Genomic DNA, 25,815 nt, shown 5'->3' on the forward strand with positions numbered 1-25,815 from the left:
GGATGCACCACGGCGAAGACCTCATCGTCCTCGGTGTCCTGTTCGTCGTCGCCTACGTCCTCGGGCGGCTGGGGCGCACGATCGGCCTTCCGGCCATCCCGATCTACATGGTCGTCGGCCTGCTCGCGAGCCCGAACTTCCACCTGTTCCCGCTCGACTTCGAGTCGTCCTACATCGAGCTGACGGCGGTCTTCGGGCTGATCCTGCTGCTGTTCAACCTCGGCCTGGAGTTCGATCAGGACGAGTTCTACGGCAACGCGGCGCGGCTGATCCTCTCCGGCGGCTCCTACATCGCCGTCAACATGGCGGCCGGCCTGGCCTTCGGATTCGTGCTGGGCTGGGGCAGCCGCGAGGCGCTGATCATCGCGGGCATCACGGCGACGAGCTCGAGCGCGATCGTGACGAAGCTGCTGATCGAGCTCAAGCGCCTCGCCAACCCGGAGACGCCGATGATCCTCGGCGTGACCGTCGTGGAGGACATCTTCATCGCGGTCTACCTGGCGATCGTGTCGGTCGTGCTCTCGGGCGAGACGGAGCCGTGGCCGGTCGTCCTGAAGCTGGTCATCGCGTTCGCGTTCCTCGTGGTGATGTTCGCGATCGCGCGCTGGGGCGGCCGGGTGGTCTCCCGGTTCTTCCGCACCCGCGACGACGAGCTGTTCACGATCCTCTTCTTCGGTCTCGCGATCCTCTTCGGCGGGATCGGCGAGGTGCTCGGCGTCACCGACGCGATCGGCGCGTTCCTGATCGGCCTGGTGATCGGCGCCACCCGCTTCCGCGCGCGGGTCGAGCGGATCGCGATCCCGCTCCGCGACGTGTTCGGCGCCTTCTTCTTCGTGAACTTCGGCCTCGGCCTCGACCCCGGGGCGTTCCCCGACGTCGTGCTGCCGGTGATCGCCGCCGCGGTGATGACGATCGTGCTCAACCTCGGCGCCGGCCAGTTCGTCGCCTGGCTGAACAAGCTGGGTCCGCGCGCCGGGCTGAACGCGGCGTTCATCCTGCACAACCGCGGCGAGTTCGCGCTGATCCTCGCGACGCTCTCGCTCTCGGCGGGGCTCGACGAGCGGATCCAGCCGTTCGCGGGTCTCTACGTGCTGATCATGGCGATCGTCGGCCCGATCCTCGCGTCGCGCTCGGAGAGCATCGGGCAGTTCCTCTCGCGGCGGCGGCACCGGCCGAAGCCGGCCACCCGCAGCGCGATGGCGGAGGAGGACTTCGCCCTGGTCGAGGCGGCGATGGCGGACGGGGCGGCGGACGAGCGTCCGGCGGCCGACCCCGCCGAGGCGCCGGTCGCCGAGCCTGCTCCCCGCCCGCGCCGACCCGTCGAGCCCGACGAGCTGGACGACGAGTTCCCGGACCCGATGCGGCAGGCCCTCATCGACCAGGCGATGCAGCAGTCCGACGGCATCGACTCCGACCGGCCGCGGCGCCCGCGCGAGCCCGACTACTGATCCGGCGACTTCGGTCCCCTGCGCGGAGTCCGTGAACGATGGGATGTCCCCTGCTGATCGAGTAGCCCGCGGAGCGGGCGTATCGAGATCCACTTCGATCAGCAGGACGTGTCTGCAGGCCCGCCGTGCTGATGGCGGTGGGTCTCGATATGCCCCTGCGGGGCTACTCGACCAGCATGGGAGACGCTCCTGCGGCGCTGCCGGCCAGCAGGGGAGACGCTCCTGCGGGGCTGCTCGACCAGCAGGAGGGGCAGCGATCCGAGGGTCCTCCCACCCTGGTTGGCTAGGCTTCAGCGGTCCGCCGCCGCCGAGCGGATCCGCCCCGAACGAGGAACGCATGACGCAGAGCGCCCCGCCGCAGAGCACGGTCTGGCAGGTCGCCCGGCGACCGCGCTGGCTCGCGGCCCTGGCCCTGGCCCTCGTCATCGCGGGGCTCTTCGCGGCCCTCGGCCAGTGGCAGGTGGGACGCGCGGTAGAGGCCGCCGCGCCCGACTCCGGCGTCTCCGAGACGGTGCTGCCGCTCGACGAGGTCGCCGCCCCGTCGCGCCCGATCACCGCGACCGCCGACGGCCAGCGCGTGGCGGGCAGCTCCGAGTTCGTCCCGGGCGGCGCCGAGATCCTCGGCGGGCGCCTGAACGGCGAGCAGCCGGGCTGGTGGGTCATCGCGCGCACCCGCACCGCTGACGCCGACCTCGTCGTCGCCTACGGCTGGACCGCGGACGAGGAGCAGGCGCGGAGCGTCGCCGAGCGCCTGAACGACGGCGCGGAGGCGGCGCCGACCGGCTTCACCGGCCGCCTCGTCGCGAACGAGGCCGCCGAGGTGCCCGCCGAGGGCACCGATCCGATGACCCTCACCGCGCTCTCGATCCCGGCACTGATCAACCGCTGGCCGGACCCGCCACTGGATGTCTACCAGGGCTACGTCGTCGTCGACCAGCCGGTCTCCGGGCTCGAGGCGATCGACTCGCCCGCCCGCGTCACCGACGTCTCGCTGAACTGGCTCAACGTCTTCTACGCGATCGAGTGGGTCGTCTTCGCCGGCTTCGCGCTCTACCTGTGGTTCCGCCTCGTCCGCGACGCCTGGGAGCGCGAGACCGAGGAGGCCCTCGAGGCCGCCGAGCTCGCGCAGAGCCCGGTCACCGCCTCCGCCCCGTAAACTGGACCCCATGCCCCTCGAGCCCAAGCCCGCGCAGTTCCCTGCGATCCGGAGCGCGCTGCGCTTCTACCGGGTGACCTCGATCATCACCGGCGTGATGCTCCTGCTGCTCTGCGCGGAGATGCTGCTGAAGTACGTGTTCCACCTCGAGCTGTTCGTCTTCGGGCAGCAGGGGATCGCGCACTTCGCCCCGATGTACGAGGTGCCGGGCGGCGAGTGGAAGTCGAGCGGGACGGGCGCGAACCTGTCCACCGGCATCCTGATCGCGCACGGCTGGTTCTACGTCGTCTACCTCTTCGCCGACTTCCGCCTGTGGAGCCTGATGCGCTGGCCGTTCTCGCGGTTCGTCCTCATCGCGCTCGGCGGCGTCGTGCCGACCCTGTCCTTCTTCGTCGAGACCCGCATCGCCCGCGAGGTGGAGCAGTACCTCGAGCGGCGCACCGCCGCCCTCGAGCCGACGACCCCGACCGACTCCGTGGAGGCCCCCCATCAGTGAGCAGTCCGGCGCCAGCGCGCCGCAGTCCGCCCCGCAGCCGCACCTCGCCGCCCAGCCCGTGCTCGTCGTCGACTTCGGCGCCCAGTACGCGCAGCTGATCGCGCGGCGCGTCCGCGAGGCGAACGTGTACTCCGAGATCGTCCCGTCCGGCACGACGGCCGCGGAGATCGCCGCCAAGTCGCCGGTCGGGATCATCCTGTCCGGCGGTCCCTCGAGCGTGTACGAGGAGGGGGCGCCGCAGCTCGACCCCGCCATCTTCGACCTCGGCATCCCCGTGCTGGGCATCTGCTACGGCTTCCAGGTGATGGCCAAGACGCTCGGCGGCGAGGTCGCGAACACGGGCCTCCGCGAGTACGGCGCGACCGACGCGTCCGTCACGGCCGACGGCGGTGTGCTCCTCGGCGACCAGCCCGTCGACCAGACGGTCTGGATGAGCCACGGCGACCAGGTCTCGAAGGCACCCGCCGGCTTCGACGTGCTCGCCTCGACCGGCTCGACCGCCGTCGCCGCGTTCGGCAGCGACGCGCGCCGCCTCTACGGCGTGCAGTGGCACCCCGAGGTCAAGCACTCGGCGCACGGCCAGGCCGTCATCGAGAACTTCCTGCACCGCGCCGCCGGCATCCCCGCGGACTGGAACTCTTCCAACGTCATCGACGACCAGGTCGCGCTGATCCGCGAGCAGGTCGGCACCGGCCGCGTCATCTGCGGTCTGTCCGGCGGCGTCGACTCCGCCGTCGCCGCGGCGATCGTGCACCGCGCCGTCGGCGACCAGCTGGTCTGCGTCTTCGTCGACCACGGCCTGCTGCGCAAGGACGAGCGCCGCCAGGTCGAGGAGGACTACGTCGCCGCCACGGGTGTGCGCCTGGTGACGGTCGACGCGCGCGAGCAGTTCCTCGACGCGCTCGCCGGCGTCAGCGACCCCGAGCAGAAGCGCAAGATCATCGGCCGCGAGTTCATCCGCACCTTCGAGGGCGCCGCCGAGGCGCTCGTGCTCGAGGCGCAGGGCGAGGGCACGTCGATCGACTTCCTCGTGCAGGGCACGCTCTACCCCGACGTCGTCGAGTCGGGCGGCGGTACGGGCACCGCGAACATCAAGTCGCACCACAACGTCGGCGGCCTCCCCGAGGACCTGCAGTTCGCGCTCGTCGAGCCGCTGCGGACCCTCTTCAAGGACGAGGTCCGCGCCATCGGCCGCGAGCTCGGGCTGCCCGAGACGATCGTCGGCCGCCAGCCGTTCCCCGGCCCCGGCCTCGGCATCCGCATCGTCGGCGAGGTCACCCAGGAGCGGCTCGACCTGCTCCAGGAGGCCGACGCGATCGTCCGCGCCGAGCTCACCGCCGCCGGCCTCGACAGCGAGATCTGGCAGTGCCCGGTCGTGCTGCTCGCCGACGTCCGCTCCGTCGGCGTCCAGGGCGACGGTCGCACCTACGGCCACCCGATCGTGCTGCGCCCCGTCTCCTCCGAGGACGCGATGACGGCCGACTGGACGCGACTGCCCTACGACCTGCTCGCCCGCATCTCCAACCGCATCACCAACGAGGTGAGCGGCGTGAACCGCGTCGTGCTCGATGTGACGTCCAAGCCGCCGGGCACCATCGAATGGGAGTAGCCGCGACCGCGGTACGTGAACGGGCCTCCTGCGGGGGCCCGTTCGTCGTGGTGGGCGGGTGGTCCGATGAGCAGGTGATCCCGGCGCGAGAGCGCGCTCACCCGCGTCGGACGTGAACGGGCGGCCGGATCGCCTGCGAATCGGACGGGGGCAGGCGGGACGGGCGGGTCAGACGGGGGTGTCGAGGACGCCGACGAAGCGGGTGCCGATGCCGTCGTACTCGTCGCGGCGGTGTCCCTCGGGGTGGTGCGGCCACGCGTCGGGCGAGTGGTCCTCGCAGACGAGGAAGCTGAAGTCGGGCCACCACTTCTTCGGGCGGGCCGACTCGGAGCGACCGCAGATGGCGCAGTCCAGGGTCACCCAGACCGGGCGCTTCCCGGTGCGGTTCTCGCGCGACTGGGCGAGCCAGGCGGGCGGATCCTGCTCCAGGGCGACGAGCTCCTCCTCGGAGAGGCGCGTGGGCAGCCCGTGCCGCGTCGCCATCTCGACGGGGATGTCGAGGCGCTGAGCGGCTTCGCGTCGCGTGATCATCGGATCACCCTAGCCGAGCGCCGGGCGGGCGGCCCGGGTGCGCGGCCGGAGCGAGGTCCGCGCGACCAGCCACTCCAGCGGCCCCTGGCCGACGAAGCGGCGCCAGAGCAGGGCGCCGAACACCGCGACGACCGTGAAGGACGCGAGCAGCGTCCAGCTCTGCCAGGCGGCGAAGTCGAAGGGCTCGTAGGGGATCAGGTAGACCGCCAGCGCGACGAGCTGCACGGAGTAGACCGTGAGCGGCATGGCCCCCACCGCGGCGAGCGGCGCGGTGACCGCACGGACGACGGCGAGGCGCGCGGTGAGCGCGGTGAGCGCTCCGATCGCGACGGCCGCGACACCGCCGGCGCCGACGATCTCGGCGGTGGTGCTCGAGTGCGCCTCCACGCTCTCCGGCCCGCCGAGGGCGAGGCCGACACCGTAGCCGAGGACCGCGGCGATCGCGCCGCCGATCACGAGCCAGCGCTGCGTCGTGGCCGAGCGGATGTCGCAGCGCGCGATCAGCAGCCCGAGCATCACGTAGGCGAGCCAGGAGGGCACGGGGTAGTACTGCGTCAGCCAGGTGAGCGGCATCCGCGCGAGCAGGGCGTCCTCGGGGGACAGCGTCGTGATCCAGTCGTTCCCGGCGGTGACGATCCGGTCGACGAGCAGGGGGCCGCCGACGGCGGAGACGGCGGCGAGGGCCGCGAGCACCGCCCGCGGCAGGAACATCAGCAGCGCCGCGACGACGAACATCAGGCCGTAGTGCGGCAGGATCACCGCGATCGGCGTGCCGAGCAGGTTCAGCCCCAGGCCGATCACGAGCAGGTAGAGGCCGCGCAGGAGGATCGACGCGGTGTCCAGGAGCGGACGGGTCGAGCGGGTCGCTCCGCCGGACATCAGGCCGATCGAGACGCCCGCGAGGACGGCGAAGAGGACGGCGCTGCGGCCGTCCCAGATCATCTCGCGCTCGGCGGGGGCGAGGTGCGCCGCGAACATCCCGAGCACGGCGAGACCGCGGGCCACGTCGAGGCCGACGATGCGGGTCGGAGCGGCGGCCATCATTCCTCCATCGTCTCAAAAGCGGCGGGCGGGGCTGCGCGGCCCGGCCGCAGAACGACGAACGGGCGCCCGACCGTGAGGTCGAGCGCCCGTCGCGCCGGTCCGGATCGCTCCGGAGGGGAGGTGACTACTGGCGGAAGATCGAGATCAGTCGCAGCAGCTCGAGGTACATCCAGACGACGGTGACGAGGATGCCGTAGGCGCCCGTCCAGCCGTAGATGCGCGGGGCGCCGTTGCGGACGCCCTGCTGGATGAACTCGAAGTCCATCACGAGGGAGTAGGTGGCGAGCGCGATGGCGATGAGGCCGATCACGATGCCGATGAAGCCGGTGCGGAGACCGAAGCCGCCGCCGACGCCGAACAGGCCGAGGCCGAGGTTGACCAGCGAGAAGACCGCGTAGCTGATCATGCCGATGAAGAAGATCTTGTTCAGCTTCGGCGAGGTGCGGATCTTGCCGTTCATGAACAGCGCCAGGGTGACGCCGATCACGACGACGGTCGCGAGCAGGGCCTGGACGACCGCGCCCTCGTAGGCGCTCTCGAAGAAGCGCGAGATCGCGCCGACTCCGATGCCCTGGAACGCCGCGTAGCCGAGGATCAGGCCCGGCGACGGCACCTTCTTGAAGGCGTTGACGATGCCGAGGACCAGCGCGACGAGCACGGCCGGCAGCATCAGCCCGGGGACGAACCAGCCCACCGCGGCACCCGCGAGGAGCACGACGAAGGCGAGTGCCGTCTTCGCGAGGGTGTCCTCGACGGTCATCCGGTTGGTGTCGGCCGAGCCCGCGGCCGGACGGTTGTACATCTGGTCGAGCGTGCCGGGCGACACGTCCGGGACGTCCTGCACGCGGCCGGCGTAGCCCCGGTTGCTGAACTCCGGACGACCGAACGCCGGGTTGTTGCTTGCCATGGTTCCTCTTCTCTCAGGTGCGCTCGACGGTGACGGACGGATCCGTCGGGACTCGCGGAGCTGAGTCGCTGTGACTGCGGGATCCACCGGCTGCCCTCTCGGGCCGCAGGCGGTAGGTCCACAGTATCTGAGAACATCTCTCAGAGTCTGGCTATTCCCTTCGCGGGAGCCCCGGTTCCGCCCGGAGTCGCCTGCCGCCGCCCGTAGGATCGCCGCATGCCGACCCGTCCCGTCCCGCTCGTCATCGGCCACCGCGGGGCCAGCGGCTACCGCCCGGAGCACACCAGATCGGCCTACGAGCTGGCGATCGCGCTCGGCGCCGACGCCGTCGAGCCGGATCTCGTCGCCTCGCGCGACGGGGTGCTGGTGCTCCGGCACGAGAACGAGATCTCCGGCACGACTGACGTGGAACGTCGCCCCGAGTTCGCGCAGCGCCGCACGACGAAGCGCGTCGACGGCAAGGAGATCACGGGCTGGTTCACCGAGGACTTCACTTGGGCCGAGCTGTCGACGCTCCGCGCGCGGGAGCGGCTGCCGGCCGTCCGCGCCTCGAGCGCCACCTTCGACGGGCAGTTCCCGATCCTGCGCTTCAGCGATCTCCTCGCCCTGCTCGACCGGGCGGGAGAGGAGTCGCCCCCGTCGCCGCCGGGGCTCGTCGCCGAGATCAAGCACGCCACGTACTTCGATGCGCTGGGTCTGCCGCTGGACGTCCTCCTCGAGCAGGAGCTGGCCGCGGCGGGCTGGGCGCGCACCGATCCGCGGCTGACGATCGAGAGCTTCGAGAAGACCGTCCTCGAGCGCCTCGCGGTCCGCGGAGTGGGCACCCGGCGCGTCTACCTGATCGAGTCCCGCGGCACCCCGCCCGATCTCGTCGCCGCCCACGGCTCCCGGGCGACGCCCTACGCCGACTTCGTCACCCCCGCGGGCCTGCGCGGTCTCGCCGGAACGGTCGACGGCGTCAGCGTCGACAAGAGCATGCTCTTCGGGCGGGACGGCGCCGGGCGGGCCGTCGGAACGAACTCGCTGGTGGCCGACGCGCACGCGGTCGGCCTGCAGGTCTACACCTGGACGCTGCGCGCCGAGAACCGCTTCCTCGAGAAGGTGCACCGCGTCGGCCGCGAGCCGGAGGCGTACGGCGCCTGGCAGGACGAGTTCCGCGCGATCCTGCGCACCGGGATCGACGGGGTGTTCGCGGACCAGCCCGACCTGGCCATCGAGGCGCGCGCCGCCGAGGACGACGCCTGGGCGGGGTCCGCCGGCTGACCACGATCGCGCGGTCCGGCGAGTGCGCAGGCGACCGGGAGCCTCCGCTGGCATCATCGGGCCGACGACCCCGCCGCCCGGCGCCCCCGCCGGTGCCGACCGACCCCGCCCCGCGCATCCCGAGAGGAGCCCGACCGTGAAGACCCGCGCCCGCATCACCCGCCGCTGGATCGTGTTCGCCGTGCTCGCCGCGCTCGGGGTCGCCGTGGTCTACGGGCTCGCCGTGCTCACCCCGCAGGGGCAGGCGGCCGAGAACTCCGGGCTGCGCGGCGCGGACCTGGTCTTCGGCCGGGCCACCGGCACCGCGGCGGGTGCGCTCGCCGACGTCACCCCGGTGTCGATGATCGGCGGTGCGCTGCTGGTCGCGGCGATCGCGCTGATCCGCCGGCGTCCGGCGCTGGCGCTCGCCTCCGTCGGCTCGATCGTCGTCACGGCCGGGCTGACGCAGCTGCTGAAGAACGTGGTGCTCGAGCGGCCGCTGCTCGTGGAGACCGACTCCTGGTACACCGGCGGCAGCTTCCCGAGCGGGCACACCGCGGCGGCGGTGTCGGTGGTCTTCGCGCTGGCGATGGTCGTCCCGGGGCGCGGACGCACGGTCGTGCTGGCGATCGGCGGCGCCGTGGTGGTGCTGGTCGGGAATCTGACGATGGCCGCCTCCTGGCACCGCGCGAGCGATGTGCTGGGCGCCGATCTGGTCGGTCTCGCCTCCGCCTCCCTGGCCTGCGCCTGGCTGTCGACGCGGGCGCAGGTGGGGCGGGCGCCGCGTAAGCCGCCGCGCCGGGCGGTGCTGCGGGTGCTGCTGGTCTGCTCGATCGTGCTCGTGCTGACGCTCGGGGCGCTAGCCGTGCAGGGCATCCAGTACTACCCCGATGACACCAAGGACCTCACGGCGTTCGTGCTGCTGCAGGTGCTCGCGGTGGCGACCTCCACCGTCGCGGTGGTCGGCTTCGCGTTGGCCTGGCGCGGGCTCGACATCGGCGGGCCGCTCACCGCGCCCGTGCTGCGGCCGCGCGCCGCCTGATCGGAGCCCGACCGCGCGGCGTCCCGCGGCGGGGTGTCGGAGGCGCGATCTACACTCGGAGGGTCATGAGCCTCCTCTTCGATCCGAGCGATTCCCGCGCCACCCCGGTCATCGTCGGCGCGCCCGGCGGGCCCTCCGGCGACTCCGCGCGCACCGACCCCGAGCACGAGCGCCTCGTGGCGGGACTCAACCCGCAGCAGCGCGAGGCGGTCGAGTACCGCGGCGACGCGCTGCTCATCGTCGCGGGCGCCGGGTCCGGCAAGACCAGCGTGCTGACGCGGCGCATCGCGAGCCTGCTCGGGAGCGGCGAGGCCTGGCCCAGCCAGATCCTCGCGATCACCTTCACCAACAAGGCCGCCGCCGAGATGCGCGAGCGCGTCGAGAAGATCGTCGGCCAGGCGGCCGAGGGGATGTGGATCTCGACCTTCCACTCCGCCTGCGTGCGGATCCTGCGGCGCGAGGCCGAGAACTTCGGGATGACCTCCTCGTTCACCATCTACGACTCGGGCGACCAGCGGGCGCTGCTCAAGCGGATCGTGAAGGACCTCGAGGCGGACTCGCTCGGCATCACGGTCGCGAGCGCCTCGTCGAAGATCTCGAAGCTCAAGAACGAGCTCGCCGACGTCGACTCCTACGCGCGGACCGCGAACATGAGCGACCCGAACGAGGAGATGTTCCTCCAGGTCTTCCGCGCCTACTCGCGTGCGCTCGAGAGCGCGAACGCCTTCGACTTCGACGACCTGATCGCGCAGACGGTCTACCTCTTCCGCGCGTTCCCGCACGTCGCGGCGAAGTACCAGCGCCGCTTCCGGCACGTGATGGTCGACGAGTACCAGGACACGAACCACGCGCAGTACTCGCTGATCCACGAGCTGACCCGGGCCGTGCCGCCCGCGACGATCGCGGCGGCCGCCTTCGACCGGCCCTACCGCGGCCCGGTGACGGCCGACGGCTCGATCCCCGGCGCCTCGCTCACGGTCGTCGGCGACTCGGACCAGTCGATCTACGCGTTCCGCGGGGCGGACATCCGCAACATCGTCGAATTCGAGCGCGACTTCCCCGGCTGCCGGGTGATCCTGCTCGAGCAGAACTACCGCTCCACCCAGAACATCCTCTCGGCGGCGAACGCCGTCATCTCGAACAACTTCGACCGCCGCGCGAAGAACCTCTGGTCGGCCAGCGGCGAGGGCGAGAAGATCATCGGCTACACCGGGTACTCCGGCCACGACGAGGCGCAGTTCGTCGTCGACGAGATCGCCCGGATCCACGCGGCCGGCACCGGCTACGACGAGATCGCCGTGTTCTACCGCACCAACGCGCAGACCCGCGCGCTGGAGGAGATCTTCATCCGCTCGGCGCTGCCCTACCGGATCCTCGGCGGCACCAAGTTCTACGAGCGCGCCGAGATCAAGGACGCGCTCGCGTACCTGATCACGGTCGCGAACCCGGCCGACGTGCTGGCGCTGCGGCGGATCATGAACACGCCCAAGCGCGGCATCGGCCCGGCGACGGAGGCGCAGCTGCAGTCCTTCGCGGACACCAACGCGGTGACCCTGCGCGAGGCGATGCGCAACGCCGGGTCGCTGGGCATGGGGCCGAAGGTGACGAAGGCGATCGTCGACCTCGCGACGCTGCTCGACGAGTGCGCCCTGATGCTCGACCCGGGGCGGCCCGAGGGCGAGGCGAAGGTGCACGAGGTGCTGTCGGCGCTGCTCTCCCGCAGCGGCTACATCGACATGCTCCGCGCCAGCCGCGACCCGCAGGACGAGGCGCGCGCCGAGAACGTCGACGAGCTGATCGCCGTGACGAAGGAGTTCGCGCGCAACAACCCCGACGGCGGTCTGGTCGACTTCCTCACCGAGGTGTCGCTGGTCGCCGCGGCGGACGACCTCGACGACGACTCCGGGACCGTGTCGCTGATGACCCTGCACACCGCGAAGGGGCTCGAGTACGACGCGGTGTTCCTCACCGGCATCGAGGAGGACCTGCTCCCGCACCGCATCTCGGCGAACGAGCCGGGCGGCCCGGCGGAGGAGCGGCGGCTGTTCTACGTGGGCATCACCCGCGCGCGCAAGCGGCTCTACCTCTCGCTCGCGATGACTCGCGCGCAGTACGGCGAGACGTCGGTCGCGATGCCGAGCCGGTTCCTCCAGGAGATCCCGGCCGAGCTGATCGAGTGGCGCCAGTCGCCGGGGGCGGCGACCTCGCGCGGCGGCACGCAGCCGCGGGCGCTCAACGCGCAGCGGCCCGGCTTCGGCCGCTCGAAGTCGAACACCGAGTTCCGCCAGGCGCTCGCCGCGGCGCCGAAGGCGAAGGGCGAGTTCCCCAATCGGATCACCGGGATGGTGCGCGACAACGGCGACCTCGAGCTGATCGCGGGCGACCGCATCCGGCACACCGACTTCGGCGAGGGCCGCGTGAACGCGGTCACCGGCGAGGGCAGCAAGCGGGTCGCGCACGTGCTCTTCGACCAGGTCGGCGCCAAGAAGCTGCTGATCAAGGTCGCGCCCATCGAGAAGATCTGAGCCGGTCGGAATGCCCCGTGCCGGTCGACGAGTCGTGAGCCGCTTCGGGGGCCCTGCGGCCGACACCGCGACGAGCGGACGCGGGCCGCTCGCGGCGCGGGTGGCGACGGAGGCGTTCGCGCCGCCGGTGCTGGCGATGGTCGTCCCGCTGATCGTGGGCGCGCGGGTCGCGGACCCGCCGCTGCTCGGCGTGGCCTGGGGAGCACTCGCGGCGCTGTTCGTGGGCGTGCTGCCGTACCTCGTGGTGCGGCTGCTGATGCGCGCGGGGCGGATCCGCGGCGATCACCACGTGCCGGACCGCCGCGAGCGGGCCCTGCCGATCGGGCTCGCGCTGGTCTCGATCGTGGTCGGGCTCGTGCTGCTCGCCGTGCTCGGCGCGCCGGCCGCGGTGACGACGTTCGGCGTGGTGACGGTGGCGGTGCTCACGGTGATCGGGATCGTCAACCTGGGCTGGAAGCTGTCGGGCCATGCGGCGGTCGTCGCGACCTGCGCGGTGGTGGTGCTGATCGCCTACGGCCCGTGGTCGCTGCTGATCACCGTGCCGATCGCGCTCTGGACCGGCTGGTCGCGCGTGCGCCTCGGCGCGCACACTCCCGCTCAGGTGATCGCGGGCGCCCTGGTCGGCGCCGTGCTCGCCTCGCTGGTCTGGTCGCTCCTGAGCTGACCCCCCGCCGCGAGATGCCACTTGTGCACGCTCGACACGGCGTGTCGCGTGCGCAAGTGGCATCTCGCGGCGGGGGAGGGGGTTACTTGTCGCAGGCGATGCCGTCGCCGTCGTTGTCCAGGCGGTAGCTGTCGGGGCCGACGACCGTGACCGGGCCCTGGATGTAGACGGGGCCGTCGCCGGAGCCCGCGGCGCAGTCGCCGTCGGAGGCGATGGGGACGCACTCGCCGGCGTAGCTGGGGTGGCAGCCGGCGTCGGCTGCCGCGGTGACCGGGGCGGGGGCCGGGGCCAGCGTGCCGACGCGGGTGACGTCGTCGACGGCGGGAGTGGTGACCGCCTCCGACAACTGCGCGCGGGAGACCTCGACGCCGTCGTGCTTGACGACCTCGAAGGTGCGGGTGAGCACGCCGTCGACGCCCGCCACGACGGTGCTCGTGCCCTGCGCGGCGCTCGGGTCGTCCTCGGTGCGGGCGGATCTGGCGATCGGGGCGGTCTCGGTGACCTGCTCGGTCGTGATCACGACGGTGGGGGTCGGGGTCGGGGTTGGCGTCGGCGTGCGGGTGGGCGCCGGCGTGGTCGTGCGAGTCGGAGCGGCGGCGAACGACGCCGGGCTCTCGGACCCGGACGCCACGGCCTGCTCGTCGGCCGGTGCCGACGCGGACGTGGATCCGAACGCGGAGGTGCTCAGGACGAGCACGAGCATCGCGGCGGCCCCCGTCATCGCTGAGGCGCGGCGGCGGCGCGGCAGTCCGAGCCAGGTCGGCCGGCGCAGGAGCACGCCGTAGGCCGCCGTGATCAGAACGACGAGGGCGACCATCATCAGCGCCGACCAGGGCCCGCCCGTCAGCCAGGCGACGAGGGCGAGGAAGGCGGTGACGCCGCCGACGACCCACTGCAGCGGCGTGAGGCGGAGGCGGGTGAGCCGCAGCGATCCCGCCCGCAGCGGCCGGCGCCCGGACGGGCTGCGGTCCGCGGAGGCGGGGGCGGCGGGAACGCTGTCCTGCGGCCGGCCCGCGGACCGGAGGAGGGCGGGCAGGGCGGCCGCCCGCCGGCGGACGGCGGAACGCGGATCGACGGAGCGGGCGTTCCGGCGGGCGCGACCCGGCAGATCGGGCGGGAGGTGCGGGTGGCGGGGGCTCATCATCGTTTCTTCCTGGTGGCGCGGCGGACGCCTCAGCATGCCCCACCCGCGCCCCTCCCCGTGCCCCCCTTACAGGGGAACTCTGCACCGCGCTCCCGAGCTCGCCTCTCCGCGAGATGCCACTTATGAGCGCGACACGCCGTGAGAGGTGTGCACAAGTGGCATCTCGCGAAGAGGAGGAAGGGGTCAGGAGTACTGGGCGACGAGCTCGCGCTTCAGGATCTTGCCGCTCGGGCCGAGGGGGAGAGTCTCGACGAGCTCGATACGGCGCGGGAACTTGAAAGCGGCGAGGTGCTCGTTCGCGTAGGCGATCAGCTCCTCCGCGGTCGCCGTCGCCGAGGGCAGCAGCACGACGGCGGCCATGATCTCCTGGCCGTGCTTCTCGTCGGGGACGCCGAAGACGGCGGCGTTGGCCACGGCGGAGTGCCCGATCAGGACCTCCTCGACCTCGCGCGGGTACACGTTGTAGCCGTTGCGGATGATCATGTCCTTGGTCCGGTCGAGGATGCGGATGTAGTCCTCCTCGTCCTTGGTGCCGAGGTCGCCGGTGCGGAACCAGCCGTCGACGACCGCGGCGGCCGAGGCCTCGGGGTTGCCGAGATAGCCCTTCATCAGGTTGTGGCCGCGGACCACGATCTCGCCCAGCTCGCCGCGGGGGAGCAGCTCGATCCGGTCGGCGACCTCGGCGCGGGCGACCTCGACGTCCACGCCCCAGATCGGCGTGCCGACGGTGCCGGCGCGCGGCGGGACGCCGACGTGGTTGAAGGTCGCGACGGGCGAGGTCTCGGTCAGGCCGTAGCCCTCGTAGATCTCGACGCCGAACACCTCGCGGAAGCGCTCGATCACGGCGACGGGCAGGGCCGCTCCGCCGGAGACCGCGTAGCGCAGCGGTGGGCGGTCCTCGCGGCGGGTCGCGGCGTCGAGCAGTGCGACGTACATCGTCGGCACGCCCTCGAACACGGTGCACTCGTGCGCGATCATCGCCTCGAGCGCGGCGTCGCCGTCGAACTTGGGCACGAGCACCACGGTCGCGGCGGTGCGGAACGCGGTGTTCATCGCGCAGACCTGGCCGAAGGTGTGGAAGAGCGGCAGCGCGCCGAGGACCACGTCGCCCTGGTGCAGGTCGAAGGTGTTCATCAGGAGCACGTCGGACTGCGAGACGATCGCGAAGTGCGTGCCCTCGGCGCCCTTGGGCCGGCCGGTGGTGCCGCTGGTGTAGAGGATCGTCGCGGTGTCGAACGGCGAGCGCGGCACGTAGGTGTCGATCGGCGTCGCGTCGGCGGCGAGGTCCTCGAGGCGGGGGAAGGGGCTCTCGGTGCCGTCGGGCACCAGCACGCTCAGCACGGGGACGTCGGCCAGGGCCGCACCGGCGGCGCCCTCGGCCAGCAGCGGAGCCGCGCAGATCAGCGCGGTCGCTCCGGAGTCGCGCAGCACGTAGGCGATCTCGTCGTGCTTGAGCAGCGCGTGCACGGGCACCACGACGGCGCCCAGGGCGAGGACGGCGAAGTAGCCGCGCGGGAAGTCGGGGACGTTGGGGATCAGCAGGGCGACCCGGTCGCCGGGGCCGATGCCTCGCGCGCGGAGAGCTCCGGCGTAGGCGCGGGTCTGCTCCCAGAGGGTCCCGTAGTCGATCGCCTGCGGGCCGACCCGGACCGCGATCGTCGTCGGCGTGCGGCGGGCCGCCTCCGCCAGGATCGCCGCGACCGAGACGCTGCCGAACCCGGCCGTGGGCGGGGGTGCGGCGAGTGCCTCGGTGGTGCGCGGTTCGGTGATGCTCATCGGGGCTCCAGTCGTCGTTGACCGCCGCGGCGCGTTCGCCGGGTGCTTCACGGTAGATCCGCCGGGGGCGCCGTTCAAGCGCTGCGCATCGGATGCTCAGCGTGCCCTCCCTCTGCGACAGTGCGGCGGCAGGCTGGTGGTGGTCGTCGGCGAGGGAGCGGATCCCGCCGGAGACTAGGGCCTGCACCCGAGCACGGGCGCCCGTACAGTCGAGGCGACGACGGAGGAGGCGCTCATGCGCGGCGAGGCGACGCTCTACACCGAGACGATCGCGACGGCGCCGTTCGCGCTGGCCGTGATCGCGGAGGCGACGGGCTCGCGGGTGGTCGGCGCGCGCACCGCGGATGCGCACGTCCCGCTCTACAGCGGTCCGACCAGCGCGCGGGTCTCGGTCGCGGGCTTCGGCGACAGCGTGCCGATCAGCGTCGACGTCCGGGACGAGCGCGGGCAGGACGAGGCGCGGGCCGCCGCGCAGGCGCTCGGGTTGGAGCTCGCCGCCTACGCGGGCTGGACGATCACGGCCGGCTTCTGAGACCCCGGTCGGACTCCGCGCGCACCCGGGCCAGGAAGAACCGGCTCGGCGCGGTGCGCACCGCGGTCGGCAGGACGCGGTAGACGGCGAAGGTGCGGGCGAGCGCCCGGTCGAACCGCTTCTGCTGCCGGGCGCTCCAGCGGAAGCCGAACGGCGCGCGGAGCTCGGGCGGCAGGAGGCCCGCCGTCATCAGGCGGAGGTAGGGGCCGACCGGTCGCAGCCACCAGGCGGCGATCCCGCCGTCGAGCAGGTCGTGGGCGACCCGGCGCGCGGCGGGCGTGACCTCGAGCCGGGCGAGTTCCCGCTCCCAGTAGGCGTCGAAGGCCGCGCGGGAGTCGGGCCAGAGCTCCTCGGGCATCTGCAGCGCCGTGCCGACGACGCGGGAGCGGTGCACGATCTCGTCCGCCTCCTCGCGGCCGAGCGGGCCGAAGGCGCCCTCGTGGAGCTGGAGCATCGACTGGGTGATCGTCGCGGCGACCCAGCGCTGGAGCTCCGGATCGAACGCGGTGTAGCCGGGGCCGCGGACCGGCGCGTGCGCGCGGTTCACCCGGCGCTGGACCGAGCGGACGTCCTCGGGGCTGCCGAACTGCAGGGCGTAGAGGTAGGAGAGGGTGCCGAACAGCCGGCCGAGCGCGCGGTGGACGAAGTCGGAGTGCTCGGCGACGCCGGCGCCGACCGCGGGGTGCGCGATCTGCAGGAGGATGGCGCGCGCGCCCGCGACGAGGAAGACGCCCTCGCGGAAGACGTCGCGGTCGGCGGGTGCGCGCAGGGGCATCCCTCCACGGTACGCGGGGCAGGTCCCTCCACACGCGGCGATCCGGTGGTCCCTCCACAGTCCGCCGCTGCGCGCCCCGCGGCGCAGGAACGCCTCGCGGGGTCCGGAGTAGAGTTGGCGCGGCCCAGGAAGAGTGCCGACACAGAACCGTGCCGAGACTCCGGACAGCGCAGCGGACCACCAGCGCGGATCCGGACAGCACGGACCGCCGGCGCCGTGGGCCGACCTCGGACTCGGAACGCAAGCGCGCTCGGCGCGGAATGGGAATGCAGCGTGGATCTCTTCGAATACCAGGCCCGTGATCTGTTCGAGAAGTACGGCGTGCCCGTGCTCCCCGGCATCATCGCCGACACGCCGGAGGAGGTGCGCGCCGCGGCGGAGAAGCTGGGCGGCGTCACCGTCGTCAAGGCGCAGGTCAAGATCGGCGGCCGCGGCAAGGCGGGCGGCGTGAAGGTCGCGAAGACCGCGGACGACGCGTTCGAGGCGGCGAAGTCGATCCTCGGCCTGGACATCAAGGGCCACGTCGTCAAGCGCGTCATGGTCGCCGGTGGCGCCCGCATCGACCGCGAGTTCTACTTCTCGGTCCTGCTCGACCGGGCGAACCGCTCCTACCTCTCGCTCACCTCCTACGAGGGCGGCATGGAGATCGAGCAGCTCGCCGTCGAGCGCCCCGAGGCGCTCGCGCGCGTCGAGGTCGTCCCCGGCCAGGGCATCGACCAGGCCAAGGCCGAGGAGATCGCCCGCGCGGCGAAGTTCCCGGAGGAGCTGATCGCCAAGGTCGCCCCCGTGCTCGTGAAGCTCTACGACGTCTACACCGGCGAGGACGCGACGCTCGTCGAGGTCAACCCGCTCGTGCTCACCGAGGAGGGCGACATCGTCGCGCTCGACGGCAAGGTCTCGATCGACGAGAACGCCGGCTTCCGCCACCCCGAGCACGCCGCGCTGGAGGACAAGGACGCGGCCGACCCGCTCGAGGCCAAGGCCAAGGAGAACGACCTCAACTACGTGAAGCTCGACGGCGAGGTCGGCATCATCGGCAACGGCGCGGGCCTGGTCATGTCCACGCTCGACGTCGTCGCCTACGCCGGCGAGAAGCACAAGGGCGTGAAGCCCGCCAACTTCCTCGACATCGGTGGCGGAGCCTCCGCCCAGGTGATGGCGAACGGCCTCGACGTGATCCTCGGCGACGAGCAGGTCAAGAGCGTCTTCGTCAACGTCTTCGGCGGCATCACCGCCTGCGACGCGGTCGCCAACGGCATCCTGCAGGCCCTCGAGATCCTCGGCGACTCGGCGACCAAGCCGCTCGTCGTGCGCCTCGACGGCAACAAGGTGGAGGAGGGCCGCGCGATCCTCGAGGCCGCCGCCAACCCGCTCATCACCCTGGCCGCGACGATGGACGAGGGCGCCGACAAGGCCGCCGCACTCGCCGCCGCGTAACGACCCCCTCGACTCAAGGAATCAGAGAACAAGCATGTCGATCTTCCTCAACAAGGACTCCAAGGTCATCGTCCAGGGCATCACCGGCGGCGAGGGCACCAAGCACACCGCGCTGATGCTCAAGGCCGGCACGAACGTCGTCGGCGGCGTCAACGCCCGCAAGGCCGGCACGACCGTCACCCACGGCGACGTCGAGCTGCCCGTCTTCGGCACCGTCAAGGAGGCCATCGAGGCCACCGGCGCCGACGTCTCGATCGCGTTCGTCCCGCCCGCCTTCTCGAAGGACGCCGTCATCGAGGCGATCGACGCCGAGATCGGCCTCCTCGTCGTCATCACCGAAGGCATCCCGGTGCAGGACTCGGCCGAGTTCTGGGCCTACGCGCAGGAGAAGGGCAACAAGACCCGGATCATCGGCCCGAACTGCCCCGGCATCATCACGCCGGGCGAGTCGCTCGTGGGCATCACCCCCGCGACGATCACCGGCAAGGGCCCGATCGGCCTCGTCTCCAAGTCGGGCACGCTGACCTACCAGATGATGTACGAGCTGCGCGATCTGGGCTTCTCGACCGCCATCGGCATCGGCGGCGACCCGATCATCGGCACCACGCACATCGACGCCCTCGCGGCGTTCGAGGCGGACCCCGAGACCAAGGCGATCGTCATGATCGGCGAGATCGGCGGCGACGCCGAGGAGCGTGCGGCCGACTTCATCAAGGCGAACGTCACCAAGCCGGTCGTCGGCTACGTCGCGGGCTTCACGGCTCCCGAGGGCAAGACCATGGGCCACGCCGGCGCCATCGTCTCCGGCTCCGCGGGCACCGCGCAGGCGAAGAAGGAGGCCCTCGAGGCCGCCGGAGTCCGCGTGGGCAAGACGCCCTCCGAGACGGCCGACCTGCTCCGCGAGGTCTACGCGGCGCTGTAGCGCACCACCGTCCCGCGCGCCACGGGACGCGATCGCACGGGATCCTCTGCCTCGGCAGGGGGTCCCGTGCGATCGTTCGGGCCCCCGGCGGCGGTAGCGTGCAGGGGTGACCCGCCGCCTCGGACTCGACTTCCTGACCTTCGTGCCCTACCCCGAGGGCCCCGAGCAGCCGGGCGATGCGGCGCGCAGCCTCGAGGACGGCCTCGCGCTGTTCGAGCTCGCGGAGGAGCTCGGCTACGACACCGGCTGGGTGCGGGTGCGGCACTTCGAGCGCTTCCTCGCCTCGCCGATGACCTTCTTCGCCGCCGCCTCGCAGCGCACCCGGCGCCTGCGCCTCGGCACCGCCGTGATCGGCGCGCGCTACGAGTCGCCCGTCCGCCTCGCCGAGGACGCGGCCACGGTGGACCTGCTCTCCGGCGGCCGGCTCGACCTCGGCGTCAGCAGCGGCTTCGCGCACCTCGCCTCGGTCTTCGACGGCGTCTTCGGGCAGGCCGAGCGGGAGTTCCGCGCCGAGGCGCAGGAGCGGATCGAGCGCCTGCGCGACGCGCTCTCGGGCTCGGTGCTCGGCATCGCGGAGTCGGCACTGATGTCGGTGCCGGTCGGCGATCCGCTCGTGCAGCAGCCGCACGCGCCCGGTCTGGCCGACCGGCTCTGGTACGGCGCCGGCACCACCGCCTCCGCGGTCCGCGCCGGGGAGCAGGGCATGCACCTCCAGGTCTCGACGCTGAACACGGAGGAGACCGGGCTGTCGTTCGCCGAGCAGCAGGCCGCGCAGATCCGCGCCTACCGCGAGGCGTTCGCCGCCGCCCACCCCGGGCGCACCTCGCGGGTGACGGCGGGGCGCATCGTGCTGCCGCTGACCGGCCCCGCGGACGAGGAGGCGCACCGCCCCTTCATCGAGGGCTACCTCGCCCGGATGAACGACGACGGCCGGCCGCGCACCGCCGACCGCTCGATCATCGCGGCGCCGATGCGCTTCAGCCCGCTGCACCTCGGCACGGTCGACGAGATCGTCGCGTCGCTCTCGGCCGATCCGGCCCTGGCGGAGGCGGACTCGCTCACGATCACGCTGCCCGCGGTCGGCGGGGTCGAGTCGCACCGGCGGATCCTGCGGACGATCGCCGCAGAGATCGCGCCGCGGCTGGGCTGGACGCCCGCCGCCTAGCTGCGGCGCAGCAGGAGCAGCGAGAGCGGGCGCTGGGCGATCAGCAGCAGCAGCCACCAGAGTCCGACCGAGGGCACGAGCAGTGCGAGCGCGAGGGCGAGCACGAGGAGGGCGAACGGGACGACGGCGGGGGCCAGCCGGACCGGCCCGGCGCCCTCCCGCAGCAGGTGCGGCCGGCGCCGCAGCCGCAGCTCGATCAGCAGCAGCGCCCCGCTGACCACGACCATCGTGCCGATGTAGAGGCCGATCGTCGCGCGCGAGTCGGGCAGCAGGGCGATGGCGCTGGTCGAGAACGGGAAGAACGCGATCGCGACCAGCCAGAGCAGATCGAGCCAGACCAGCCCCGCGTCGTAGTCGCCGGCCAGCTCGAAGACCCGGTGGTGCGGCATCCAGAACACCGCGATCAGCGTGAAGGAGAGCGCGAAGGCGAGCACCGAGTCGAGGTGCCGGCCGAGGACCTCGCCCACGCCGCCGCCGTCGCGGCCGATCTCGGGAGCGAGTTGGACCAGCGGGAGCACCAGGATCGTGATCGCGATCGCCACGGTCGCGTCGGAGAAGTTGACCAGGCGGTCGAGGCCCCGCTCCGTGCGGGTGGGCCGGTGCCGCTCCGGCGGGTGACCGCGGTGCACCAGGCGCTCGATCGGGCCGGAGAGCAGCAGCAGCAGGAGCGCGAACATGTTGACGCTCGGGAGGGTGACGGCGAGCACGAGTGCAGCGGCCAGCAGCGCGATCACGATCAGGGAGCGCGAGAGCGAGCGGAGCGGGTCCGTGCCGGGCACGAGGAGGGCGGGGTCCCGGCGCAGGATCAGCTGCATCGCCAGGGTCGCGGTGCTCGCGACGATCATGGTGCCGATGTAGAGCGCGAACACGCTCGGGTCGGTGGTGAAGACGTTCGACAGCAGATTCGCCGCGAACGGCAGCAGCACGATCGCCGCGAGCCAGACGAAGTTCACCGCGACCAGCGCGGGGGAGTAGCGGGCCACGCCCTCGAAGACCGCGTGGTGCACCAGCCACAGCCGCCCGATCACGGCGAAGGTGATGAAGAACGCCGAGAGCGTGCCGTAGTGGCCGCCGAGCAGCGCGCCGAGGTCGGTCGCGCCGCCCTCCTCGACGACGTCGACGAGGGGGAGCACGAGGAACGTGATCGCGATGGCCACCGTCGCGTCGGTGAAATTCACCAGGCGGTCGAGTCCGCGCTCGGTGCGGGAGGCGCTGGTCGTCACGGCTCGACCCTAGGGGACGGCTGCTCTGGTGACGCAGGTGGATCTCGATACGCCCGCTGCGCGGGCTACTCGATCAGCATGAGCGGGCCCATGCATGTCGGTCGTTCGGCACGATCGGGCTATGCCAGTGCCGATCGATCTACGCGACGGGGCCCTTCCCATGCTGGTCGAGTAGCCCCGGAGGGGCGTATCGAGACCTACCGTCGTCAGCGGGGCTTCCGGTCCCGGTCCGGGGCGTCGCTGAGCGGTCGCGGGCGGGGCCGCCGATAGGCTCGACAGGCTCATGAACCGGATCACCGTCGCACTCCTCGCCGCCTTCGACGCCGCGCTCTCGGCGCTGATCGGCCTCGCGATCCCGCTCGTGCCGCTGACGATCCTCTGGGCCGTCCAGTACGACACGGCCGTCGACTGGAGCGTCTTCTGGCGCGTCGCCGCGGACGCCTGGCTGCTCGGCCACGGCGCGGATCTGCAGGCCGCCTTCGCCCCCGACTCCCCGCTGGCGCTCGGACTCCCGGACGGCGGGCAGCCCTTCGCGATCACGATCGCGCCGCTCGCGTTCGCGCTCCTCGCGATCCTGCTCGGCGCCCGCACGGGCCGCCGCGCGCAGGAGTCGCCCTACCGGCTGCTCGGCATCGGCTCCGCGATCGCCACCTATCTCCTCGTCGCGCTCCTGGTGACCCTCGGCGCGACCACCGACGTCGCCCGGGTCGACGTCGTGCAGGGCACGCTGCTCCCGCCGCTCGTCTTCGGCCTCGGCGTGGTGATCGGAGCCGCGACCCACTCGGCCAGGAGCGGCGAGCGCGACCCGATCGGCGAGTTCGCCGACCGGACGCTGCACCGCCTGCCCGAGCCGGCCGCGCCGCTCGTCCTCGCCTCGCTCCGCGGCGGGACGCTCGCGGCCGCCGGCGTGATCGGGGTCGCCGGCGTGCTCGTCGCGGTGCTGCTGGTCGCCGACTACGCCGCCGTCGTCGCGCTCTACGAGGGTCTCGGCGGGGAGGCGCTCGGCGGCCTCGCCCTGACGCTCGGGCAGCTGGCGATCCTCCCGAACCTGGTGATCTGGGCGGCGAGCTGGCTGATCGGACCGGGCTTCGCCCTCGGCACCGGCTCGTCGGTCGCTCCGGCCGGGACGCTGCTCGGACCGATCCCCTCGATCCCCGTGCTCGCAGCACTGCCGCAGGGCGAGCTCGCCTTCGCCTTCCTCGGTCTGCTCGTGCCGCTGCTCGCCGGCTTCCTCGCCGGCTGGCGGATGCGCGCGGAGGTCGTCGACGGGCTCGACGGGCGGTCGCTGCTGCGCTGGGGTGCGGCCGCGGCGGGCGGCATCGGAGTGGTCGGCGGTCTGCTGCTCGGGCTGTTCGCCTGGTTCTCGGCCGGAGCGGCCGGGCCGGGGCGCCTCGTCCAGGTCGGGCCCGACCCGCTGCTCGTCGGCGCGTTCGCGGCGCTCGAGCTGGCGCTCGCCGCGGGTCTCGGGCTGGCCGCCGGCCGCCTCCGCCGCGGCTGAGCGCCGGGCCCGACCGCCGGTGGTCGTCGCGGAGGCGTCCCCCTAGACTTGCGCAGTGCTGAAGTTGGTCGTCCTCATCTCCGGCGGTGGCTCCAATCTCCGCGCGCTGCTCGAGGCGACGCGCGACGACCGCTTCCCCGCCCGCGTCGTGGCGGTCGGCAGCGACACCGACGCCGACGGCCTGCGCCACGCCGAGGCGCACGACGTCCCCTCCTTCACCGTGACGCCCGGCGCCTTCGCCTCCCGCGACGCCTGGGGCGCGGAGCTGCTCGAGCAGATCCAGGGCTGGCAGCCCGACCTGGTGGTCTGCGCCGGCTTCATGCGGATCCTGCCGCCCGTCGTCGTCGACGCCCTCAGTCCGCGGATGATCAACACGCACCCGGCACTGCTGCCGCTGTATCCCGGTGCGCACGCCGTCCGCGACGCCCTCGCCGCCGGCGCCACCGAGACCGGAGTGACGGTGCACGTCATCGACACCGGCGTCGACACCGGCCCGGTCATCGCCCAGGAGAGCCTCGCCGTGCTCCCCGGCGAGAGCGAGCATGCGCTGCACGAGCGCATCAAGACCATCGAGCGTCGCCTGCTGGTGCAGACGGTGCTCGACATCGCCCACGGAACCGTCGATCTCGAGGAGCTCGCCCGCGCATGAGCATCACCGCACACGATCCCAGCAGCTACGACGACCGCGACGTCGTCCCCGTCCGCCGGGCGCTGATCTCGGTCAGCGACAAGACCGGACTGCTCGAGCTCGCCTCGGCGCTGGCCGGCGCCGGCGTCGAGCTGGTCTCCACCGGCTCGACCGCCGCGACCATCCGCGACGCGGGCCACTCCGTCACCGACGTCTCGGCCGTGACCGGCTTCCCGGAGTCGCTCGACGGCCGGGTGAAGACCCTGCACCCCGGCGTGCACGCGGGCATCCTCGCGGACGTGCGCCTCGCCTCGCACCGCGAGCAGCTCGAGCAGCTCGAGATCGCGCCGTTCGAGCTCGTCGTCGTGAACCTCTACCCGTTCCGCGAGACCGTCGCCGGCGGCGCCGACGCGCCGACCGTGGTCGAGAACATCGACATCGGCGGCCCCGCGCTCGTCCGCGCCTCGGCGAAGAACCACGCGAACGTGGCGATCGTCGTCGATCCGGCCGACTACGCCGGTGTCGTCGCCGCGCTCGGCACCGGCGGCACGACCCTCGCCGCACGCCGCACGCTCGCCGCGCGCGCCTTCGCGCACACCGCCTCCTACGACTCCGCCGTCGCCGCCTGGTTCGCCGGGCAGGAGGCGGGCGGCGAGTCCGAGTTCCCCGGCTCGGTCGAGATCCGCGGCACCCGGCAGCAGGTGCTCCGCTACGGCGAGAACTCGCACCAGAAGGCGGCGCTCTATGTCTCGCCCGACGGCACCGGCATCGCCCAGGCGCGCCAGCTGCACGGCAAGGAGATGTCGTACAACAACTTCGTCGACGCCGACGCGGCCGTCCGCGCGGCCTACGACTTCGTCCTCCCCGCCGTCGCGATCATCAAGCACGCCAACCCGTGCGGCATCGCGATCGCCGGCGCGAAGGCCATCGACCCCATCGCGTCCGCGCACCGCCGCGCCCACGAGTGCGACCCGGTGTCCGCGTTCGGCGGCGTCATCGCCGCGAACCGGACCGTCACCCTCGCCATGGCCGAGACGGTGAAGGAGATCTTCACCGAGGTCCTCGTCGCCCCCGGCTTCGAGCCCGAGGCGCTCGAGGTGCTGAAGACCAAGAAGAACCTGCGCCTGCTGCAGCTCCCCGACTTCTACGCCCCGGTCGGGACCGAGTTCAAGCAGATCTCCGGCGGGATCCTGCTGCAGCAGCCGGACCGCTTCGTCGGCGGCCCCGGCGAGGTCAGCTCCGGCTGGGAGCTCGTCGCCGGCGAGCCCGCCGACGCGGACACGATGCTCGACCTCGAGTTCGCCTGGAAGGCCTGCCGCGCCGTCAAGTCGAACGCGATCCTGCTCGCCAAGGGCGGCGCCTCCGTCGGCGTCGGCATGGGCCAGGTCAACCGCGTCGACTCCTGCCACCTCGCCGTCTCTCGCGCCGGCGACCGCGCCCCCGGCTCCGTCGCCGCCTCCGACGCGTTCTTCCCCTTCGCCGACGGCCTCGAGGTCCTCCTCGCCGCCGGTGTGAAGGCCGTCGTCCAGCCCGGCGGCTCCGTCCGCGACCCCGAGGTCATCGAGGCCGCGAAGCGCGCCGGCGTCACCATGTACACGACGGGGGAGCGGCACTTCTTCCACTGAGCGCCGCAGGCGCTCAGTGGGCGCCTTCTTCCACGCCGCTCCCTGCGCGGCGTGGCGCGGTCGGCCTCTCGGGGTGGTGCGTTCCGCAGAGCGGGTCGCGTCGGCCGCCGCGGGAATCGCCTGGCACGCGATCCCCGCACGCGGCCTCTCCCTTCGGGAGTCGGGGTCTGCCCGCTCCACTCCTCAGAAGTTGTCGTAGTCGAGCGTCGAGTCCGACAACATTTGCGGACTCGGGGTGCGTGCCCGGCGCCGCGCCGCCACTCTCCAAAAGTTGCGGTAGTGGCATGCGAGTACCGCAACTTCTGCGGAGTCGGTGGCCTCCGAGCGCGGACGGGTCCCTCCGCTCTCCAGAAGTTGTCGTAGTCGAGCGTCGAGTCCGGCTACTTTTGCGGACTCGGGGAGCGAGCCCGGCGCCGCGCCGCCACT

Annotated in this window: 22 protein-coding genes; 15 read left to right on the forward strand and 7 right to left on the reverse strand. The window is 72.5% G+C overall.

Features of this window, described 5'->3' with window-relative positions:
* Window positions 1-2: 2 nt before the first annotated feature.
* The 4 genes from EDF45_RS04120 (at window position 3) to guaA (ending at window position 4,709) form a co-directional block, all read left to right on the forward strand.
* Window positions 3-1,448, forward strand: coding sequence for a cation:proton antiporter (locus tag EDF45_RS04120; protein WP_123445097.1), 1,446 nt, complete (start codon window positions 3-5; stop codon window positions 1,446-1,448).
* Window positions 1,449-1,785: 337 nt separating this feature from the next.
* Entirely contained in the window at window positions 1,786-2,604 is an 819-nt protein-coding gene (locus EDF45_RS04125) for an SURF1 family protein (protein WP_185020080.1), read from the forward strand.
* Window positions 2,605-2,614: 10 nt separating this feature from the next.
* Complete coding sequence (locus tag EDF45_RS04130; RefSeq protein WP_123445099.1) at window positions 2,615-3,100, forward strand: DUF3817 domain-containing protein; 486 nt, start codon at window positions 2,615-2,617, stop codon at window positions 3,098-3,100.
* A 58-nt stretch (window positions 3,101-3,158) separates the two neighbouring features.
* On the forward strand, window positions 3,159-4,709 hold the full coding sequence (gene guaA / locus EDF45_RS04135; RefSeq protein ID WP_221181081.1) for a glutamine-hydrolyzing GMP synthase: 1,551 nt from the start codon (window positions 3,159-3,161) through the stop codon (window positions 4,707-4,709).
* A gap of 168 nt (window positions 4,710-4,877) precedes the next feature.
* Here the strand turns inward: guaA and EDF45_RS04140 are convergent, their stop codons facing one another.
* The 3 genes from EDF45_RS04140 to EDF45_RS04150 form a co-directional block, all read right to left on the reverse strand.
* On the reverse strand, window positions 4,878-5,240 hold the full coding sequence (locus tag EDF45_RS04140; RefSeq protein WP_123445101.1) for a hypothetical protein: 363 nt from the start codon (window positions 5,238-5,240) through the stop codon (window positions 4,878-4,880).
* A gap of 9 nt (window positions 5,241-5,249) precedes the next feature.
* A complete protein-coding gene (locus EDF45_RS04145; protein WP_123735058.1) occupies window positions 5,250-6,284 on the reverse strand; it encodes a DUF418 domain-containing protein in 1,035 nt (344 codons plus the stop codon).
* 124 nt (window positions 6,285-6,408) lie between these two features.
* On the reverse strand, window positions 6,409-7,191 hold the full coding sequence (locus tag EDF45_RS04150) for a Bax inhibitor-1/YccA family protein (RefSeq protein WP_123735059.1): 783 nt from the start codon (window positions 7,189-7,191) through the stop codon (window positions 6,409-6,411).
* 216 nt (window positions 7,192-7,407) lie between these two features.
* Between EDF45_RS04150 and EDF45_RS04155 the strand changes: the two genes are divergently transcribed.
* From EDF45_RS04155 to EDF45_RS04170, 4 genes are all read left to right on the forward strand, one after another.
* On the forward strand, window positions 7,408-8,454 hold the full coding sequence (locus EDF45_RS04155) for a glycerophosphodiester phosphodiesterase family protein (protein WP_123735060.1): 1,047 nt from the start codon (window positions 7,408-7,410) through the stop codon (window positions 8,452-8,454).
* 136 nt (window positions 8,455-8,590) lie between these two features.
* Entirely contained in the window at window positions 8,591-9,475 is an 885-nt protein-coding gene (locus EDF45_RS04160; protein WP_123735061.1) for a phosphatase PAP2 family protein, read from the forward strand.
* A 65-nt stretch (window positions 9,476-9,540) separates the two neighbouring features.
* A complete protein-coding gene (locus EDF45_RS04165; protein WP_123735062.1) occupies window positions 9,541-12,000 on the forward strand; it encodes an ATP-dependent helicase in 2,460 nt (819 codons plus the stop codon).
* 34 nt (window positions 12,001-12,034) lie between these two features.
* Window positions 12,035-12,664, forward strand: a complete 630-nt coding sequence (locus EDF45_RS04170) for a phosphatase PAP2 family protein (protein ID WP_123735063.1) — start codon at window positions 12,035-12,037, stop codon at window positions 12,662-12,664.
* An 82-nt stretch (window positions 12,665-12,746) separates the two neighbouring features.
* Here EDF45_RS04170 and EDF45_RS21690 read toward each other — a convergent pair whose 3' ends face one another.
* Entirely contained in the window at window positions 12,747-13,808 is a 1,062-nt protein-coding gene (locus EDF45_RS21690) for a G5 domain-containing protein (RefSeq protein ID WP_260311762.1), read from the reverse strand.
* A 183-nt stretch (window positions 13,809-13,991) separates the two neighbouring features.
* Window positions 13,992-15,584 carry a long-chain fatty acid--CoA ligase gene (locus EDF45_RS04180; protein WP_123735064.1) on the reverse strand — a complete coding sequence of 531 codons (1,593 nt, stop codon included), beginning with the start codon at window positions 15,582-15,584 and terminating at the stop codon, window positions 13,992-13,994.
* A 235-nt stretch (window positions 15,585-15,819) separates the two neighbouring features.
* On the opposite strand from EDF45_RS04180, the gene EDF45_RS04185 reads away from it, so the two are divergent.
* Window positions 15,820-16,116, forward strand: coding sequence for a hypothetical protein (locus tag EDF45_RS04185; protein ID WP_123702176.1), 297 nt, complete (start codon window positions 15,820-15,822; stop codon window positions 16,114-16,116).
* Here the strand turns inward: EDF45_RS04185 and EDF45_RS04190 are convergent.
* Entirely contained in the window at window positions 16,100-16,891 is a 792-nt protein-coding gene (locus EDF45_RS04190; protein WP_123735065.1) for an oxygenase MpaB family protein, read from the reverse strand. The genes EDF45_RS04185 and EDF45_RS04190 overlap by 17 nt on opposite strands.
* Window positions 16,892-17,164: 273 nt before the next feature.
* On the opposite strand from EDF45_RS04190, the gene sucC reads away from it, so the two are divergent.
* The 3 genes from sucC (at window position 17,165) to EDF45_RS04205 (ending at window position 20,415) form a co-directional block, all read left to right on the forward strand.
* Entirely contained in the window at window positions 17,165-18,328 is a 1,164-nt protein-coding gene (sucC, locus tag EDF45_RS04195) for an ADP-forming succinate--CoA ligase subunit beta (protein ID WP_123702180.1), read from the forward strand.
* Between the two features lie 34 nt (window positions 18,329-18,362).
* Window positions 18,363-19,250, forward strand: a complete 888-nt coding sequence (gene sucD / locus EDF45_RS04200) for a succinate--CoA ligase subunit alpha (RefSeq protein WP_123445113.1) — start codon at window positions 18,363-18,365, stop codon at window positions 19,248-19,250.
* 106 nt (window positions 19,251-19,356) lie between these two features.
* Window positions 19,357-20,415 (forward strand): LLM class flavin-dependent oxidoreductase, encoded by a 1,059-nt coding sequence (locus EDF45_RS04205; RefSeq protein ID WP_123735066.1) that lies wholly within the window; start codon window positions 19,357-19,359, stop codon window positions 20,413-20,415.
* On the opposite strand, the gene EDF45_RS04210 is transcribed toward EDF45_RS04205, so the two are convergent.
* Window positions 20,412-21,638 carry a TMEM175 family protein gene (locus EDF45_RS04210; RefSeq protein WP_123735067.1) on the reverse strand — a complete coding sequence of 409 codons (1,227 nt, stop codon included), beginning with the start codon at window positions 21,636-21,638 and terminating at the stop codon, window positions 20,412-20,414. The genes EDF45_RS04205 and EDF45_RS04210 overlap by 4 nt on opposite strands.
* 283 nt (window positions 21,639-21,921) lie before the next feature.
* Between EDF45_RS04210 and EDF45_RS04215 the strand changes: the two genes are divergently transcribed.
* From EDF45_RS04215 to purH, 3 genes are read left to right on the forward strand one after another with little or no spacing between them, the layout of a single operon-like run.
* On the forward strand, window positions 21,922-23,136 hold the full coding sequence (locus EDF45_RS04215) for a DUF6350 family protein (RefSeq protein ID WP_123735068.1): 1,215 nt from the start codon (window positions 21,922-21,924) through the stop codon (window positions 23,134-23,136).
* A 55-nt stretch (window positions 23,137-23,191) separates the two neighbouring features.
* On the forward strand, window positions 23,192-23,785 hold the full coding sequence (gene purN, locus EDF45_RS04220) for a phosphoribosylglycinamide formyltransferase (RefSeq protein WP_123735069.1): 594 nt from the start codon (window positions 23,192-23,194) through the stop codon (window positions 23,783-23,785).
* Window positions 23,782-25,389 carry a bifunctional phosphoribosylaminoimidazolecarboxamide formyltransferase/IMP cyclohydrolase gene (gene purH, locus EDF45_RS04225; RefSeq protein ID WP_123735070.1) on the forward strand — a complete coding sequence of 536 codons (1,608 nt, stop codon included), beginning with the start codon at window positions 23,782-23,784 and terminating at the stop codon, window positions 25,387-25,389. Before purN ends, purH begins: the two co-directional genes overlap by 4 nt.
* The last annotated feature ends 426 nt before the right edge of the window (window positions 25,390-25,815 follow it).

It is taken from the genome of Rathayibacter sp. PhB186 (genome assembly GCF_003751825.1).
Lineage (GTDB): Bacteria > Actinomycetota > Actinomycetes > Actinomycetales > Microbacteriaceae > Rathayibacter > Rathayibacter festucae.

What these genes read in the sequence shown, in the direction of transcription:
- EDF45_RS04155 (WP_123735060.1), top strand. Translation starts at nt 7,408, where the DNA reads ATGCCGACCCGTCCCGTCCCGCTCGTCATCGGCCACCGCGGGGCCAGC.
- EDF45_RS04130 (WP_123445099.1), top strand. Translation starts at nt 2,615, where the DNA reads ATGCCCCTCGAGCCCAAGCCCGCGCAGTTCCCTGCGATCCGGAGCGCG.
- EDF45_RS04165 (WP_123735062.1), top strand. Translation starts at nt 9,541, where the DNA reads ATGAGCCTCCTCTTCGATCCGAGCGATTCCCGCGCCACCCCGGTCATC.
- EDF45_RS04125 (WP_185020080.1), top strand. Translation starts at nt 1,786, where the DNA reads ATGACGCAGAGCGCCCCGCCGCAGAGCACGGTCTGGCAGGTCGCCCGG.
- EDF45_RS04215 (WP_123735068.1), top strand. Translation starts at nt 21,922, where the DNA reads ATGAACCGGATCACCGTCGCACTCCTCGCCGCCTTCGACGCCGCGCTC.
- purH (WP_123735070.1), top strand. Translation starts at nt 23,782, where the DNA reads ATGAGCATCACCGCACACGATCCCAGCAGCTACGACGACCGCGACGTC.
- EDF45_RS04140 (WP_123445101.1), bottom strand. Translation starts at nt 5,240, where the DNA reads ATGATCACGCGACGCGAAGCCGCTCAGCGCCTCGACATCCCCGTCGAG.
- EDF45_RS04150 (WP_123735059.1), bottom strand. Translation starts at nt 7,191, where the DNA reads ATGGCAAGCAACAACCCGGCGTTCGGTCGTCCGGAGTTCAGCAACCGG.
- EDF45_RS04120 (WP_123445097.1), top strand. Translation starts at nt 3, where the DNA reads ATGCACCACGGCGAAGACCTCATCGTCCTCGGTGTCCTGTTCGTCGTC.
- EDF45_RS21690 (WP_260311762.1), bottom strand. Translation starts at nt 13,808, where the DNA reads ATGATGAGCCCCCGCCACCCGCACCTCCCGCCCGATCTGCCGGGTCGC.
- EDF45_RS04180 (WP_123735064.1), bottom strand. Translation starts at nt 15,584, where the DNA reads ATGAGCATCACCGAACCGCGCACCACCGAGGCACTCGCCGCACCCCCG.
- EDF45_RS04190 (WP_123735065.1), bottom strand. Translation starts at nt 16,891, where the DNA reads ATGCCCCTGCGCGCACCCGCCGACCGCGACGTCTTCCGCGAGGGCGTC.
- EDF45_RS04145 (WP_123735058.1), bottom strand. Translation starts at nt 6,284, where the DNA reads ATGATGGCCGCCGCTCCGACCCGCATCGTCGGCCTCGACGTGGCCCGC.
- EDF45_RS04185 (WP_123702176.1), top strand. Translation starts at nt 15,820, where the DNA reads ATGCGCGGCGAGGCGACGCTCTACACCGAGACGATCGCGACGGCGCCG.
- sucD (WP_123445113.1), top strand. Translation starts at nt 18,363, where the DNA reads ATGTCGATCTTCCTCAACAAGGACTCCAAGGTCATCGTCCAGGGCATC.